Consider the following 16135-nt stretch of genomic DNA (forward strand, 5'->3'; position numbering starts at 1 on the left):
GTTTCTGTCCGAAATCGGGTCCGGGCTTCTCGGTCGCCATCGTCGCGCGACCGGATCGCGGCAATGGCTCGCTGCCTTCGGAAGCGTCGGCCAACATGCGTTTGCCTTGACGGATCGCCAGCTGCGAAGACGCGGCCTGGCCGATCGAGGGCTGGGTTCCTGCCTCTCCCTCGACAGAAGATCCACCGCGCTCGGCATTTGTCGACGTTGCGAAGTGGCGGATGTCGCCCAGCGCCATCAACAAGGGCAAACCGTCATGAAGCGGAGCGCTATCTGACGATTGCGCCGCCGCATCGGCATCGTCCGTGGCCTTTACATGGTCGGCCTCGGCGCCATTCTTCGCGGCCTTTCCGGCCGCTGGCTTCGGCGCGGCAGTCTTGTTCTGGCCATCCTGATCGGGTCGTGGCTTGGGCGAACCGGCGAGGGCGCGCCGCTCCGGCTGCGCATGGGAAGACACAGGTTCGGCGGGATGCTTTGCCTCCCTCGCCGATTGTCCGGCGCCATGCACCATCTCGCCAAAATTCGCGCCGTTTTCCTTGCCGTCGGCAGGATGCTGCCGCGATTGGACTTGGGCGGATGCAAGTCCCGGCGTGGCCTGGCTCACGCTGTTCATTTGGGCGCTGGTCATTTGGGAGCGGCTCCGAGTAGCTGGTCGATCTGGTCGAGCTGGCGGCGCGCTTTGAGCATCGCGGCATCGGTGGGATCGTGCGGATCGAGGCTTGCTGCGGCCGCCGGCGCGGATGCAGGCAGCACGGATGGCGTTTCGGGCTGCGCAGGAGCGGGGGCTTGAGCCTCGGCCGCGGCCTGAGCCGTCGTCGGCGGAGCCGGCGGCGCGGACGCTGCGGCCGGCGCGTCCGCCGGCTTGACCGGGGCCGGCTGCTCGGCCATCGCGCCCTCCACCGGTGGCAACCCTTCGGCGTCGGCCGGGCTCGCAGCCTCGGTTTCAGCGGGTTTCGCGGCATCGCTCTTTGCCGGACCTGCGGCCTCCGTCTCATTCATGGCGGCCGCACGCACGGGAGCGACGACCTCGCCGGCAACGGCTTGCGCCGCATCGAGCAAAGCGCGGTCGCTCTCCGAAAGCTTGCCGCGATCAATCGTGCCGAGCCTCGCGCGCACATCGTCGATCGTGGCCGATGTCACCGTGGAGAGGCTCGAATAGAGCACGGCGCGCGGGTCGTCCTGATTGCCTTTGCCGTTGCGGCCCTGCTCGGCCCGGGCCGAGGCGAAGGCGGAGAGGTCGCTCAGCCCGTCGATCGCGGCGCGGCGCGCGATGCGCAGATAAATCACCTTCTCGCGCTCGGGGTCCATCATCGAGGTGATGTCGGCGAGCTTGTCTTGGCTGATCGACATGTGCAGCGCAATCACACCGGAGACGAAGGAATCGGCGAACTGGCTGGCATAGGGGGAATAGAGATAGCCGGCGACATATTGCGTCGAGGCAAGCGCGAAGCGCGCGGCGTCGCCTTGTGTCGCTGCGAGGCCGACCGAGCGGCGAAGCGCTGCCTCCTCGACCAGTGTGCCGGGGCTGAGCAGGCGGGCCTCGTCCAGCAGCGTCAGCGCCGTTGCGGGTTCATCGGTCGCAAGCAGCGAGCCCTTGACCAACGCCAGGAAGGCGCCGAGGTCGGCGGGCACGCTCATCGGGTCGATCGGCTTCAGGATTTCGATTGCCGCGGCCGGCCTGCCGTTGAGATAGGCGACGACCCCTTTGGCGATGGCGAGGCTTTGCGGGTCGGTCGCCGCGCGCGAAGCTGCCGCCTCGACTGTGACGGGATTGCCGCCGCTCATGCCATAGACGAGCAGAGCGCGGAAATTCTTCGGGTCCTTGAAATCGCCGGCATCGGCGGCGCGAAGCCTCGCATCGGTCATTTCCAGCAGCTTGGCCTGCATCGGCAGCGCCGCATGATCGCCTCCGGCGATGCGGTCCTGGACCAACTGCAGCGAGCGCACCAGCTGATAAGGCTGCAGGCCGTCATCCTGTGCAAAAGCGGCAGCGGGCGATCCTGCGGCGAGCAGCAGCAGCCCGACTGCGCGGCCGATGGCGGTCCTGCCCCTCATCCGCCGGTCGCCATCAGGATCTCGATGCGGCGGTTGGCGGCGGCCAGCGGATCGGACGCGATCTTGGGCTGGCGGTCGGCGAAGCCCGCGACCTCGGTGATGCGGCTTTCGTCGACGCCGCCGCGCACCAGCATGTAATAGGCGGAGTGGGCGCGGGCGGTGGACAGCCGCCAGTTGTCGTAGGCGTCGCTGCGGAACGGCCGCGCATCGGTATGGCCGCCGATGGTGATGGTGCCCTTCTTCTCGTTGACGATGCGGCCGATCTTCTCCATCGCCAGCACCATCTCGCGGCGCGGCACGGCCGAGCCGATCTCGAACATGCCGAAGTCGAGCTGATCGGTGATCGAGATGACGACGCCCTTGCCGGTTGCCTCGACGGAGACGCCCTCGGCCAGCTTTTCACCGGGCGCAAAAGCCTTGGCCAGTTCCTGCTTGATTTCGGCGGCCGCCTTGAGGGCGGCGCTGCTCGGGACATTCTCTCCCTTTTCGGAGGCTTGCTTCGGCTCCGCCTTTGCCGGCTCGGCCGTCGCCGCTTCGGCCCCTGCGGCTCCCGGCATCGCAGCATCGGTAGCAGCGGCCTCCGCCTTTTCGGCTTCTGCCTTTTCAGCTTGGGCTTTCTCGCCCTTGACCGCCTTGCCTTCGGCCTTCCCGACTTTCGTGTCACCGTTCGATCCGGCGACCACCTTGGCACCGGGTTTTTCCGGTGTGGCCAACGGCTCGAGCGGCGCATCCAACTGCGGCGGTGCCGGCGGAGCGGCCTTGACTTTCGGAACATCGGTCTCGGCGACCTTCTCGCCGGGCCTGGCCGGATCGCCTTCGATCCTCCTGCGTTCGGCACTGGCCTCGGCGCCGGGTGTCGCAACCTGCTGCGACCAGAAGTCCGGCGCGAAAGGATCGCGATAGGATTCGCCGCCGGAAGCGCCGGTCGCCGGACCGGCGTTCTGAGCGCCGCCTTCACCCTTGGCGCTGACATTCTGCATCACGCCGGTATCGGTAGCGATCTCCGACAGCACGGCATAGGGATCGGCAAACAAATGCTCGTCGGAGAGATCGGATTTCTGCGAGGCCTCCTTCGTCTGCCTGCGGTCGGAGGAGCCGGCGCCGCCCTTGCCGTCCTCGCCGGCCTTGCTCGCGCCATCCTGCGGATTGTCGGCGGTGAGGCCAACCTTGCTCGGGCCGTCGCCAAGGTCTTCCAGGCCCTTGCGGCTGGAATTGCGATCGATCAGCTCGACCGGGTTGAAATAGCTGGCGACCGCCGCCTTGGTCTGCTCGTTGGCGGCGTTGATCAGCCACATGACGAGAAAGAAGCACATCATGGCGGTCATGAAGTCGGCAAAGGCGATCTTCCAGACGCCGCCATGATGGCCGTCGTCATGACCGTCGTGGTTCCGCTTGACGATGATGATCTCGTGCCTGGCCTCGCCGTGGTCGATGGCGCTCATGATAGGACCTCCGACAGGGAAGCCGACCATTCGGCGATGCGCGTCTCGAAGACGGTTTCATCGATGGTCACGGTCAGGTCGAAGCCGGCGGCCTCGGTGAAATCGAGATTGGCCGCGCGATCTCCAAGCGACGCCTTCAGCGGCTCGAACAGCGACAGTGGCCCGCGCACGCCGATACGCACCGCCTCACTGTCGGCAATCGCGGCGCTTACGGTACGGGCAAGAGCTTCGATCGAGCGCTCCTGCAGATCATCGCTGACCACGCCGCCGATGATGCGGGCGACGGTGGCGGCGGTGAGCTCGGCCACGCGCGCTTCCATGGCATCGATCCGTGTCGCGACCGCCGCCCCCAGATCGCCGCCGAAGCTTTTGAGGAACGCCTTTGCCGCATCGTCATTGGCCTGGCGTTCGGCCTCGAGGGCCGCCTCGTGGGCGGCCGCGAGCCGCGCCCCGAGTGCTGCTTCCGCATCGGCCACCGCCTCGGCGATCAGCGCGCCGATGTCGGCCTGCGGTGGCGATATGTCTGGCTTGCGCTCGATGTCAGGCGCTGACGGTGCCTGGCCGGCGCGCGGGGCGCGCGAACCGAAATCGGGCAGGAGATCGAAAAGGGCCGCCGAAGCCATGGCTTAACCCGCGGCTTCCGGGGCGGCGGCCCATTTGCGCAGGATCTGGGCGGTGCGTTCCTCGTTGAGGTCGACCATGCGTGCTAGCCGTTCCTGCGGCGCAGGCCTGATCTTCTGGCGCAGGTCGTCGAGCGGAGTGGCGCCCGGCCGGGCGCCCGGCAGCGCGCCGACGGCCGTGTCGGCCGCGATTGCGGCCACCGGCGCGTCGGGCGTCGGCAGCGAGCGCTGGACATCGTCGAAGCTCGGGCCGGCGAGGGCCGCGGGCTTGGCCGACGCCGTCAGCGCGGCCGCCATCGGCCGCAGGCCGAAGAAGGCGACCAGGAACACGACGACGATAAAGGCGCCGGCATTGATCAGCGTGCCGGTGTATGTGCCGATCGAGGCGAGGATGCCCGGCTGGTCGATCGGCTCACCGTCCAGCCCGTCGATGAACTCGACCGCCGAGACATCGATGACGTCGCCGCGCTTCTCCTCAAAGCCAGTGGCGGAGGCCACCATCTTCTGGATATCGGCGACGCGCTTGGCAAGCTGCTCGGGGGTGGCGTCCTTGCCGAGGATGGTCTTCAGCCGATCCTGGTTGACGACGACGGCGATCGACATCTTGGTCACCGAGTAGCCATTGGAAACGGTGGCGATCTTCTTGGAGTTGATCTCGTAGTTGGTGATCTCCTCCTTGCGGTCATTCTGCGAGGAGGACTGCGGCCCTTCAGTCGTGGTCGTCTGCGTCTCGGGCAGGTTCTGCTCGACGCTGGTCGGGTTCGAGGCCTGCTTCTGGTTGCTGGCCTCGTTGGTGCGCACCGACTGCACCGAACGCTCGACGCGGGATTCGGGATCGAAGATCGTTTCTTCGGTCTGACGGGTGTCGGTATTGACGTCGGCCTTGACGCTGGCGCGAAAATTGTCGGGGCCGAGATAGGGCGTCAGCGCGCGGCGGATGTTGTCACCGATCTGCGCCTCGACCGTCTGCTCGACGCCGAGCGTGCGGGCAGCACTTGTGTTGGAAGTGTCGTCGCCGGCGGCGAGCAGATTGCCGTTGGAATCGAGCACGGTCACCTTGTCGGCCGACAGGCCGGGAACCGCTGCGGCGACGAGGTGGCGGATCGACTGGGCGCTCTTTTCGGCATCGACGCCGGCATAACGAATGACCACCGAGGCCGAGGGCTGCTGCTCGTCGCGGCGGAAATTGGCGCGCTCGGACATGACGATGTGTACGCGCGCCGCCTTGACGCCGGCGATCGACTGGATGGTGCGCGCGATCTCGCCTTCCAGCGCACGCACGCGGGTGATCTGCTGCATGAACGAGGTGAGGCCGAGCGAGCCGACATTGTCGAACAGCTCGTAGCCGGCGTTGGCGCTGGTCGGCAGGCCCTTTTCGGCCAGCAGCATGCGCGCCTGCGCGGTGGTGCCGGCCGGCACCAGCACCGATGTTCCGTCGGCGCCGACATCGAAGCCGATGCCGGCCTCGCCCAGCACCAGGCCGATCTGGTTCACGTCGCTGCGGTCGAGCCCGACATAGAGCGTCTCGTAGGCCGGGCGGTTGAGATAGACCGAGCCGACGCCGATGACGGCCATGACCAGCGCGGCGATGCCGCCCATGAGAGCGAGACGCCTGACGCCGAAGCCGCGGAGGTTCGCGATGAGGCTCTGGATCTGTTCCGGCACGATTCAACCGCTCCCAGCATGACTTTCCGCCGGAAGACTAGACCGCGAAGCTTGTGCGAGGATGATAGTGCGTGCGGCCAGGGGCTATGCGAGGCCCGAACGGCCCGGAGGCAGCAGTCCGACGCGCAAGAAAAAGGCCGCGCTCAGGACGCGGCCTTGCGATGGAGGGGTTGCCTCAGCGGAAATATCAGCTCTTGAACAAGGCCAGGATCGACTGCGAGTTGCCGTTGGCGATCGACAGCGCCTGGATGCCGAGCTGCTGTTGCACCTGGAGCGCCTGCAGGCGGGTCGATTCCTTGTTCATGTCGGCATCGACGAGGGCACCGACGCCCTTGTCGATCGAATCGGACAGGTTCGACAGGAAGCTCTGCTGGGTGTCGATGCGCGACTTGGCGGCGCCAAGGTAGGCAGCGCCGGTGGAGAGCTTGGCAAGCGCGGTTTCAACGCTGTCGAGCGCGGTGTCGACGGCGGTGTCGGAAACGGCCGCGGCACTCGGATCGAAGAAGGTCGTCGCAAGCAGCCCGCCGACGATGCCGCCCGTGCCGGCGGTGTCAAGAACCTGCGTGTCGGTCGCTGCCACGTCGATGGTGTCGATGGAGACGGTCGTGCCGGTGCGGTTGTACGAAGCCACGACATGCAGGTCCGAGGCGGCCGTTCCGTCATTCTGCAGCAGGTTCGAACCGGCATAGCTGGCATTGGTGACCGACGACCTGATCTGGTCCTGGATGGCCTTGATTTCGGTCGCGATCTTCTGCTGGTTGTCCTGACTGGCGCCGCGCGCGGTGACCAGCTTGGCCTTGATCGCGTCGACCTGGTCCTTGATGTCGGTGATGGCGGTGTAAGCTGTGTCGACCTTGCCGGCGCCGAGGCCGAGCGCGTCCTGGACGGCCGAGAGCGCCTTGTTGTCGGACCGCATCGAGGTGGCGATCGACCAGTAGGCGGCGTTGTCGGAAGCGGTGGCGACACGGTAGCCGGTCGAGATGCGGCCCTGCGTCGTCTCAAGCGCCTTGTTGGTGGCGTTGAGGCTCTGCAGCGCGGTGAGCGCGGCGGCGTTGGTCATGATGCTTGCCAAGATACACCCCTTCTCAAAGCAGGCATGCCTCGCGCATGCCGGTCAACTCTCTGGCGGGGGCGGTCATGCCTGTCGACCGTCGGTCGGCCCGTCATAGCGATTGGTTAACCATAGCTAGCGCGTCACAGTTAACGGCGCGTTAAAAGCCAGCCTTGAAACCGCGGTGCGGTAATATTTCCCGAGGGAAGAGGCGCGCCTCGGAGGGGCAGCAGCATCAAAAATGAAAATCGGGCCGCGCTGGTGGCGCGGCCCGACAAAGATGCCTGAAGTTCGCCGGGCGATCAGCCGCGGAAGAGCGACAGGATCTGCTGCGAATTGCCGTTGGCGATCGACAGCGCCTGGATGCCGAGCTGCTGCTGCACCTGGAGGGCCTGCAGGCGGGTCGATTCCTTGTTCATGTCGGCGTCGACCAGAGCGCCGACGCCCTTGTCGATCGAGTCCGACAGGTTCGACAGGAAGCTCTGCTGGGTATCGATGCGCGACTTTGCGGCGCCGAGCGAGGCGGCGCCGGTGGACAGCTTGCCGAGCGCCGTTTCAACGCTGCCGAGCGCGGTGTCGATGGCGGTGTCGGCGACGGCGGCGGAGCTCGGGTCGAAGAAGGTCGTCGCAAGCAGACCGCCAACGATGCCGCCGGTGCCCGCCGTGTCGAGGACCTGCGTGTCGGCAGAGGCCACCTTGATGGTGTCGATGGTGACGGTCGAGCCGGTGCGGTTGTACGAAGCAACGATGTTCAGATCGGAAGCAGCCGTGCCGTCGTTCTGCAGCAGGTTCGAGCCGGCGAAGTTGGCGTTGGTGACCGACGACTTGATCTGATCCTGGATGGCCTTGATTTCGGTCGCGATCTTCTGCTGGTCTTCCTGGCTGGCGCCGCGGGCGGTAACCAGCTTGGTCTTGATCAGGTCGACCTGATCCTTGACGTCGTTGATGGCGGTGTAGGCGGTATCGACCTTGCCTGCGCCGAGGCCGAGCGAGTCCTGAACGGCCGAGAGCGCCTTGTTGTCGGACTTCATCGAGGTGGCGATTGACCAGTAAGCGGCGTTGTCGCTGGCGGTGGCGACACGGTAGCCGGTGGAAATGCGGGACTGGGTGGTCTCGAGCTGCTTGTTGGTGTTGTTCAAGCTCTGCAGCGCGGTCAGCGCAGCGGAATTGGTCATGATACTGGACATGATACTCGTACCTTGGTTTTTACACGGATTTTTTTGACATACCGGCTTGTCCGGTATGACGGTGCGGCATCATGCCCATGATCGCTGAGACCCGATCACCCGCCATCTGGAGCGGACTATGCGGGCAACTTCCTACCAAACGGCTAAACTGGACGGTTAATCCAAAATAATTCGCGCGGGCCTTAGCAGGCGAAGCCTTAAGTGTCGTCCTGGAGCCCGGCGGGGCGATCAGGTAAAGGATCGCACCAGGCTGCCGACCAGAAGGTTCCAGCCGTCGATCAGCACGAAAACAGGATCTTGAACGGCAGGGAAACCACCGTCGGCGGCAGCATCATCATGCCCATCGCCATGGTCACGGTGGCGACGATGAGATCGATCACCAGGAACGGCAGCACGATCAGAAAACCGATCTCGAAGCCGCGCCTGATTTCCGAGATCATGAAGGCGGGCACCAGAATGCGCAGGTCCACGGTGTCACGCGAGACGGTCTGGCCGCGCTCGCGGGCGAGATCGGCAAAAAGATCGAAATCCTTGTCGCGCACATTGTGCAGCATGAAGCTGCGGAACGGATCCGAGATCTTCTCGAAGGCCTCGGCCTGGGTGATCTGGTTGTCCATCAGCGGCTTGACGCCGGTGTTCCAGGCTTGGTCGAAGGTCGGCGCCATGACATAGAAGGTCATGAACAGCGACAGCGAGATCAGGATCAGGTTAGCCGGCGTCGACTGCAGGCCGATGCCGGCGCGCAGGATCGAGAAGGCGATGACGAAGCGGGTGAAGCTCGTCACCATGATCAGCAGGCCCGGCGCCACCGAAAGCACGGTGAGCAGCCCGAACATCTGGATGAGATAGCCGACCGTGGTGCCGTCGGCCTTGCCTATGCCGCCGAGATCGAGCTGCTGGGCCGCGGCGACAGAGGTGGTGGCGACGATGAGCGCCGTGGCGATGAGGAACTTTCTCATTCGAGCAGCATCGTCCTGATGAGAACCTGTTTGACGTGGCCGCCGCTGCGCAGCGCCGCACGCTCGTCGAGATCGGCCTTGAGATGCTGGTAGCCGCTGGCGCCTTCGATCTGATGCATCTTCAGCGTGCGCACGAACGCCAGCAGGTCCTGATGGATCTGCTCGGTCATGTCCTGCGGCTGCGGCGCGTCGTAGAGCACCGATGCCTCCAGCCTTATCCAGACTTCGCTGGGGGCGGCGAGATTGGTGGTGATCGGCGCCAGTTGGACCACCGTCGGTCCGGCGATCTGTGTGCCCACTTCGGCCGACTTCTCCGGGTTGCCGGCGTTCTCGGGTGCGGCAGGAACCGGCGCCGGGGCTTCTCCCTGCTTGAGATAGCCGCCCGAGAACCAGCCCATGCCGACGGCCGCCCCCGTCATGGCCAAGAGCATGGCGAGCTGGACCACAAGGGAAGGTCCCTTCTTGGGCTGAGCCTGCTCGACATTTGACACGACAGCGCGCTCCCGGCCTAGAAAGGAAGAACCTGGTCGAGGATCTGCTGACCGTAGGCCGGCTGCTGGACCTCGCTCACGCGGCCGCGTCCGCCATAGGAGATGCGTGCCTCGGCGATGCGCTCGTAGGGAATGGTGTTTTCGGCGCCGATATCGGAGGGACGGACCATGCCGGCGATGGTGAGGACCCGAAGCTCGTAATTGACGCGCACTTCCTGCGAGCCCCTGATCATCAGATTGCCGTTGGGCAGCACTTCGGTGACGACGGCGGCGACATTGAGCTCGAGATTCTCCGAGCGATTGATCTCGCCGTCGGCGTTGGTCTCGGTGCTGGAGCTCAAGCCGGCATCGCCCTTGCCGCTGGTGCTCTTGCCGTCCCAACCGAGCGTCACGTCGTAGCCGAGCTTGCGCGCGGCGGTGCGGCTGCGGTCGTTCTTGTTCTTGAAATTGGCCTTGTCGTTGAGCTTGATGTTGACGGTCAGGATATCGCCCTCGCGCAGCGCCCGCGGATCGGTGAAAAGCCTGCTCTGGCGATCATCCCAAAGCGAGAATTTCTTGACGGGTCTTGCCGGCGGCTCCGGATAGGAGTAGGGGGCAGCGCCGCCATTGCCGATGCCGGAGCCGACCGGTGAGAGCGCAGGCTCCCGGCCGACTTCCTTGAGATCGGTGCCGCAGCCGGACAGTGCCGCGACCGCGACAAGGACGAGCAATTTCAACTTCATGACGGATCAACCCTTCGCGCCGCGCTGGCCATGATGCCGGTGAGCGTCGCCGCCGCCTTCTGGTCCATTTCGTTGAGGATGACGCCGGCCTTGCGCGCATCGAGCTTCATCAGGATGGCCGCAGCGAGCTCGGCGTTGACCATTGCCAGGCGCTCGGCCGCGGCGTCTGGCTTCATGCCGGCATAGATCTTGACGACGCTCTCTTCGGCGCGCGCCAGGAATACCTCGCGCCGCTTCAGCCACTGCTCGTACTCGGCGCGTTTTGTCTCCAGCGCCTTCATGCGCTCGTCGATGCCTGCCTGGAGCTGCTTCAGCTCCTCGGCCTGCAACGCGTAGCGGCGGTCGCGAGCCGCATCGGCGATGTTGGAGCAGAAGCGCTGGATCTCGCTCTCGTCCGGCGCCTTCCCGCGCGCGAGATCAGCCGGCTGGGCCGGGGCCTGTCCGCCGGGCAGCACCTGGCGGACTTCTTCCGCGCGACCAGGAGTGCCGCCCATCAACGCAGCGATCGCGACAGCGGCTAGTAGCTTCATGGTCGTATGAAGTCTCGGGCGACGATGCGGGTTTGAGGAGAAGAGCTCCATCATCGGCATGCCTATTGGAGAACCAGGTCGGCCTGCAGGGCGCCGGCCGACTTGATGCCTTGCAGGATGGCGATGATGCCGTCGGGCTTCACGCCGAGACGGTTGAGACCGGAAACGAGCGTTTCAAGGTCGGGGCCGTCGAGCACGGCGACGCGGGCGTCGGGTCGCGAGGCCTCGATGGCGGTGAAGGGCTCGACCGCCGTCTCGCCCTTGGAGAAGGGCTCCGGCTGAACCACTTTCGGCGCCTCGGTGATGCGCACGGTGAGAGTGCCGTGGCTGATGGCGACGCGCGAGATCTTGACGTTGTTGCCGATGACGATGGTGCCGGTGCGCTCGTCGATGACGACGCGGGCAGGCGCATCCGACTCGACGACCAGGTTTTCGATCTCGGCATAAAAGCGCGCGGCCGATACGTTCTTCGGCCGTCTGATCTGCACGGTGCGGGCATCGCGCTCGGCCGCAACGCGCATGCCGAAGCGCTGCGAGGTGTAGTCGTTGATGGCGTCTGCGATGCGGATGGCGGTCGAGAAATCGGGATTGCGCAATTGCAGCGTCAGCACGCCCTGGTCGTCGAACTCGGCGGGCACCGAGCGCTCGACGACGGCGCCGTTCGGCACGCGGCCGGCGGTGGGCACGCCTTGCGTCAGCTGCTCGGCCTGGCCCTGGGCGGTGAAACCGCCCACGATCACCGAGCCCTGGCCGACGGCGTAGATCTCGCCGTCCGCGGCCTTGAGCGGCGTCATCACCAGCGTGCCGCCAGCAAGCGAGGTGGCATCTCCCATCGAGGAGACGTCGATGTCGATGCGCGCGCCCGACTGGACGAAGGGCGGCATGTTGGCGGTGACGATGACGGCGGCGACGTTCTTGGCGCGCGCGCTGCCACCTTCGGTGGCGATGCCGAGGTTCTCCAGCATGGCGCGGATCGACTGTTCGGTGAACGGCGAGTTGCGCAGGCTGTCGCCGGTTCCCGCCAGGCCGATGACCAGGCCGTAGCCGACGAGCTGGTTGTCGCGCGCGCTCTGCAGCTGGGCAATGTCCTTGATGCGCGCGGCGACCTGGCCGGGCGGCAGCGTGCTCGGTCCCGTCGAGACGCGGAACATGCGGGTGGTGGTGGCCGGATCGTATTCCGGATCGTCGTAAACGCCGCCATTTTTCTGCGCAAGTTCGCGCTTGGCCTTGGACGTGAGCCCATCGGCCAATGCGGGCTGAAGACCGATCGCGGCGCTCAGCAGAAGGGCAAAGACGCGCCTCACGATGCGCCGACCCGAATCGTGCCGTCGGCCATTACTGTGCCGGAAATGATCTTGCCGCTGTCGACATTGCGAATTTTGATGAGGTCGCCGGCGGCGCCCGGCTGCAGCGTGACGCCGGCGGCCGAGATGGTCAGTGCTCCGGCGGTGAAATAGACCTGCACCGAGGCACCCTGCTCGACCAGCCAGGCATCGCGGATCGCGGCCGCCGGAATGTAGCGGCCGGGCACGAGGGTGCGCTTGGCGACCTTGCCCTGAAGTTCCTCGGAGCGCGTCGCCATTCCGTCCGGCTTGTGCTTGCCCGGGACAAGCGTCACCTGCTTCAGCGCCGCAAGCTCGATCGTCTCGCCGGGATAGATGACCCGGTTGGGGATCAGCACGGCTTCGCCGACCGCTTGATTGGCGGCGAGCTGGTTGGCCGACTCCCCGGATCGCAAGGGAGATGGGCCCGTCTCTTGCGCAAGCGCCGGCACGCCGACGACCACCAGCGCAAGGGCAAGCACGGCGCGACGAAAAGCAGGGCAGGAAGCCGGCATGGCCATCGTCGGTTACCTGATGTTCTTTGAGACCACCGAGGCCATGTCGTCAGCGGCCTGGATGACCTTCGAGCTCATTTCATAGGCGCGCTGCGCCGAGATCAGCTCGGTGATTTCCTTGACCGGATCGACGTTGGAGGACTCCAGATAGCCCTGCTCGATGGTGGCGAAGCCCGGATCGCCTGGAACGCCGACATTGGCCGGGCCGGAGGCAGCCGTCTCCTGGAACAGATTGTCGCCGAGCGGCGCCAGGCCCGCCTCATTGGCGAAATTGGCGATCTGAAGCTGGCCGAGAAGCTGAAGGTCGGTCTGGCCGTCGATACGGGCAAAGACCTGGCCGGTCTTGTTGACGATGACCTCGACCGCGTCGGTCGGCACGGTGATCGCCGGAATGACGGTGGCGCCGTCGGCGGTGACCAACTGCCCGGTGGCATTGGTGTTGAAGGCACCGGCGCGGGAGTAGAGCGTGCTGCCGTCGGCGCCCTCGATCTGGAACCAGCCGCGGCCGGTCAGCGCCAGGTCGAAGCTGTTGCCCGTGCTGGTCAGCTCGCCCTGTGTATGGACGTTGCGCACGGCCGTCGTCTTGACGCCGAGGCCGATCGAAACGCCCTCGGGCACAAGCGAGGTGTTGGAGCGGTTGGGCACCCCTTGGGTGCGATCGACCTGGTAGAGCAGGTCGGAGAATTCGGCGCGCGCCCGCTTGTAGCCGGTGGTGTTGATGTTGGCGATGTTGTTGGCGATGACTTCCAGATTGGTTTGCTGGGCGTTCATGCCGGTCGCGGCGATGGCAAGGGCTTTCATGACGCGGTCCTAGATACTCATGCGGCTGATTTCGAGATAGGCCGAGACGACCTTGTCGCGGATGGCGATCGTCGTCTGCAGGGCCTGCTGGGCGCTCAGCACCGCATCGGCCACTTGGCGGGTGTCGGCGTCGCCTTTGAGCGCCTGGATCGACATCTGCTCGGCGTTCTGCAGCGTGTTGACGGTCTTGTTCGCAGCCTGGCTGAGAGCCTCCGCAAAGCTGCTGCCGACGCCTTCGCCTGCTTTGGTGCCGACACCGCCCTGAAGCAGGCCCGGCGAGGCGGCCTCCGTGCCGTCGATTGCCGGTTTGAACTGTAGTGCCCCGATACCGCCGATCATTACTGGTTCCTCATCAGGTCGATGGTCATGGAAATCAGATCGCGAGCCTGCTTGATGACCTGCAGGTTGGCCTCATAGGAGCGGTTGGCCTCGCTCATGTCGGCCATTTCGACCAGCACGTTGACGTTGGGCATCTTCACGTACCCTTTTGCGTCGGCGGCCTCGTTGCCGGGCTGGAACTCGATCGGGAAGTCCGACGGGTCGCGCGCGATCGAGCTCACCTCGACCAGCGAACCACCGCTCGTCCGGTCGAGCTCGGACTGGAAGCTGATCGTCTTGCGGCGATAGGGATCGGCGCCAGGCGTGTTGCCCGTCGATTGCGCATTGGCGAGGTTCTCCGACACCACACGCAGACGCTCCGACTGGGCGCCAAGGCCGGATGCCGCGACTTTAAGGGCTGCGGTCAGGGCGTCCATGGTCAGCTCTTCACCACCATCGTCATCATCGAGTGGAAGGCTTTGACGATCGCCGTGTTGAGCTCGAAGGAGCGGCGAACTTCGCCGGCCTTCATCAACTCGTCCTCGAGCACCACCGTGTTCTTCGACGGCATTATCGAGCCCGTGACATCCTCCGGCTTGAGATTGAAGCCGGCATTGGTCCCCTCGGGGCCCAAATGGCCGGTCTGGGTGGCCGCCAGCGTCACCGCAGTCCGGTCGAGGACCTTTTCGAACGGTTCGACGTCGTTTGCCGTGTAGCCCGGCGTGTTGGCATTGGCGATGTTGGATGCGATCGCCGACTGGCGCACGGCTAGCCATTGCGACTGCCGGGTGGCGAGGTCAAAGAGGTTGACGGGTTCCATGGGACTCTCCGGGCGAGTACGCACAAGACTAGGCCGCCAGTCTTGCGCGGACCTTGCGCGGAGCGAGCCCGCGGCCCGTTACGAGGCCATTACCTGGAAAGCTGGATCACCTTGTTGGCATCGGTGACGATCACCCACTTGCCACCGCGCTGCTCGATCGCGGCGACGCGGCTGGAGTCCGGCAGGACGGAGCCGCGCTGGACGATCCACAGGCCGGTGTCGTCCTCGATCATTGCGCGGCCATTGGCGACATGCACCATCCTGAATTCCGCCGCGGCCGCAGGGAACGGCTGGTCGCCAGGCGCCGGCGGGGGTTCGTCCTGCACCGTTCCAGTGGCAAGGAGGTCGATATCGGCGTTGGGAACGTCCTTGGCCGTCAGCGGTCCGCTGCGTTCGGCCGCGACGCCGCCGCCCTCGCGTCCGGAATTGCTGCCGCTGCCGCCGAACTTGATGGTCTGGACGCCGAACTGCTCCTGGTTGAAAAAGATATACCAGGGAAACAGCGCGCAGATCAGGCCGAGCGTGATGCCGAGCGCTGCGACGACGAAATCGCTGCGCCGGTCCGCTTTCCTGTTGGCCAGGCGGGGGAACTGGGCCGGCGGCGGCTGCGGCCACTCCACCTTTTTCGGGAACAGGCCGTTGATGAGCGAGTCGCGGCTGGCGTCGGCCTCCTCGGCGGCCTTGGCCTCGGCAATCATCTCACGCAGCATGCGCTCGGTCTGTTGCAGGTCAATCTCCTTGATCGCCATTCTGCTTCCCCTTGAGATGGCGGGCGAGATCGGTGAACGGATCGGCCGATGCGCGGTCCCTCGGCGACTGCGTGAGCGCCTCGTAGATCAGCGGCACCTGGCGCACGGCGATGTCGAGCTCGGCGTCGGCGCCCCCCTGATAGGCGCCGAGCAGACGGATGTCGCGCGTGTCCTCGAAGCGCGCGATCATCGCTTTCAGCCTTGTCACCAGCATGCGCTGCTCGGCGCTCCAGGCCTTGTCGGCGAGACGTGAGATCGACGACAGCGGATTGACCGGCGGGTAGCGTCCCTGCTCGGCGATCGCGCGGTCGAGCACGACGTGGCCATCGAGGATGCCGCGCACCGAATCGGCCACCGGATCGTTGTGGTCGTCGCCGTCCACCAGCACCGAGATGATGGCGGTGATCGAGCCTTTGCCCTCGGCGCCTGGTCCGGCGCGCTCGAGCAGCTTCGGCAGATCGGTGAAGACCGATGCCGGGTAGCCGCGCGCGACCGGCGGCTCGCCGGTGCCCGTCGCCACCTCGCGCAGCGCATGGGCAAAGCGGGTGATCGAATCCAGCACCAGGAGCACGCGATGGCCCTGGTCGCGGAAATGCTCGGCCACGCGCATGGCTGTGTCGGGCGCGCGCCGGCGCATCATGGCGCTCTCGTCGCTGGTGGCGACGACCGCGACGGTCTTGGCCATGCTGTCGGCGCCGATGGTGTCCTCGAGGAATTCGCGTACCTCGCGGCCGCGCTCGCCGATCAGCGCCACGACCACCGTGTCGAAGGCCTCGGCACCTGCGAGCATGGCAAGCAGCGTCGACTTGCCGACGCCGGAGCCGGCGAAAATGCCGAGCCGCTGGCCGAAGCAGAGCGGCGTGAAGATGTCGATCACCCGCACTCCGG

16 protein-coding genes and 3 pseudogenes are annotated in these 16135 nt (G+C 65.8%); all 19 read right to left on the minus strand.

Features of this window, described 5'->3' with window-relative positions; all coding sequences use genetic code 11:
* Positions 1-628: pseudogene (locus tag EOA49_RS23250) on the minus strand (hypothetical protein); the annotation flags it as partial.
* Entirely contained in the window at positions 625-2055 is a 1431-nt protein-coding gene (locus tag EOA49_RS23255; RefSeq protein WP_127243371.1) for a chemotaxis protein MotC, read from the minus strand. The pseudogene EOA49_RS23250 and the gene EOA49_RS23255, both read right to left, overlap by 4 nt.
* The gene (locus EOA49_RS23260) at positions 2052-3497 is read right to left on the minus strand and encodes a MotB family protein (protein ID WP_127241318.1); all 1446 of its coding nucleotides are present in this window, start codon (positions 3495-3497) and stop codon (positions 2052-2054) included. Before EOA49_RS23260 ends, EOA49_RS23255 begins: the two co-directional genes overlap by 4 nt.
* Positions 3494-4120, minus strand: a complete 627-nt coding sequence (locus tag EOA49_RS23265; RefSeq protein WP_127241319.1) for a hypothetical protein — start codon at positions 4118-4120, stop codon at positions 3494-3496. Before EOA49_RS23265 ends, EOA49_RS23260 begins: the two co-directional genes overlap by 4 nt.
* Before the next feature lie 3 nt (positions 4121-4123).
* Entirely contained in the window at positions 4124-5782 is a 1659-nt protein-coding gene (gene fliF / locus EOA49_RS23270) for a flagellar basal-body MS-ring/collar protein FliF (protein ID WP_067002414.1), read from the minus strand.
* A 187-nt stretch (positions 5783-5969) separates the two neighbouring features.
* Positions 5970-6854 (minus strand): flagellin, encoded by an 885-nt coding sequence (locus EOA49_RS23275; protein ID WP_067002412.1) that lies wholly within the window; start codon positions 6852-6854, stop codon positions 5970-5972.
* Positions 6855-7135: 281 nt separating this feature from the next.
* The gene (locus EOA49_RS23280; RefSeq protein WP_067326063.1) at positions 7136-8020 is read right to left on the minus strand and encodes a flagellin; all 885 of its coding nucleotides are present in this window, start codon (positions 8018-8020) and stop codon (positions 7136-7138) included.
* Positions 8021-8248: 228 nt separating this feature from the next.
* Positions 8249-8898 (minus strand): annotated as a pseudogene (gene fliP / locus EOA49_RS23285) (flagellar type III secretion system pore protein FliP).
* 77 nt (positions 8899-8975) lie between these two features.
* Positions 8976-9470, minus strand: a complete 495-nt coding sequence (locus EOA49_RS23290) for a flagellar basal body-associated FliL family protein (RefSeq protein ID WP_127241321.1) — start codon at positions 9468-9470, stop codon at positions 8976-8978.
* 17 nt (positions 9471-9487) lie between these two features.
* Positions 9488-10192 (minus strand): flagellar basal body L-ring protein FlgH, encoded by a 705-nt coding sequence (gene flgH, locus EOA49_RS23295; protein ID WP_067002405.1) that lies wholly within the window; start codon positions 10190-10192, stop codon positions 9488-9490.
* Positions 10189-10722, minus strand: coding sequence for a MotE family protein (locus EOA49_RS23300; protein ID WP_095800636.1), 534 nt, complete (start codon positions 10720-10722; stop codon positions 10189-10191). The genes flgH and EOA49_RS23300 overlap by 4 nt, the downstream gene beginning before the upstream one ends.
* Before the next feature lie 62 nt (positions 10723-10784).
* Positions 10785-12026 carry a flagellar basal body P-ring protein FlgI gene (locus EOA49_RS23305; protein WP_127243372.1) on the minus strand — a complete coding sequence of 414 codons (1242 nt, stop codon included), beginning with the start codon at positions 12024-12026 and terminating at the stop codon, positions 10785-10787.
* Positions 12023-12565, minus strand: a complete 543-nt coding sequence (gene flgA, locus EOA49_RS23310) for a flagellar basal body P-ring formation chaperone FlgA (protein ID WP_095823388.1) — start codon at positions 12563-12565, stop codon at positions 12023-12025. Before flgA ends, EOA49_RS23305 begins: the two co-directional genes overlap by 4 nt.
* A gap of 6 nt (positions 12566-12571) precedes the next feature.
* Positions 12572-13360, minus strand: coding sequence for a flagellar basal-body rod protein FlgG (gene flgG / locus EOA49_RS23315; protein WP_127242045.1), 789 nt, complete (start codon positions 13358-13360; stop codon positions 12572-12574).
* 9 nt (positions 13361-13369) lie between these two features.
* The gene (locus tag EOA49_RS23320) at positions 13370-13699 is read right to left on the minus strand and encodes a flagellar hook-basal body complex protein FliE (RefSeq protein WP_095823387.1); all 330 of its coding nucleotides are present in this window, start codon (positions 13697-13699) and stop codon (positions 13370-13372) included.
* Positions 13699-14115 (minus strand): flagellar basal body rod protein FlgC, encoded by a 417-nt coding sequence (flgC, locus tag EOA49_RS23325; RefSeq protein WP_067326083.1) that lies wholly within the window; start codon positions 14113-14115, stop codon positions 13699-13701. Before flgC ends, EOA49_RS23320 begins: the two co-directional genes overlap by 1 nt.
* A gap of 2 nt (positions 14116-14117) precedes the next feature.
* Complete coding sequence (gene flgB / locus EOA49_RS23330; RefSeq protein ID WP_095823386.1) at positions 14118-14498, minus strand: flagellar basal body rod protein FlgB; 381 nt, start codon at positions 14496-14498, stop codon at positions 14118-14120.
* 89 nt (positions 14499-14587) lie between these two features.
* Positions 14588-15247, minus strand: a complete 660-nt coding sequence (locus EOA49_RS23335) for a hypothetical protein (protein ID WP_127242044.1) — start codon at positions 15245-15247, stop codon at positions 14588-14590.
* Positions 15228-16135: pseudogene (gene fliI / locus EOA49_RS23340) on the minus strand (flagellum-specific ATP synthase FliI); the annotation flags it as partial. The gene EOA49_RS23335 and the pseudogene fliI, both read right to left, overlap by 20 nt.

Origin of the sequence: Mesorhizobium sp. M1A.F.Ca.IN.020.04.1.1, from assembly GCF_003997315.1 — a bacterium.
Taxonomy (GTDB): domain Bacteria; phylum Pseudomonadota; class Alphaproteobacteria; order Rhizobiales; family Rhizobiaceae; genus Mesorhizobium.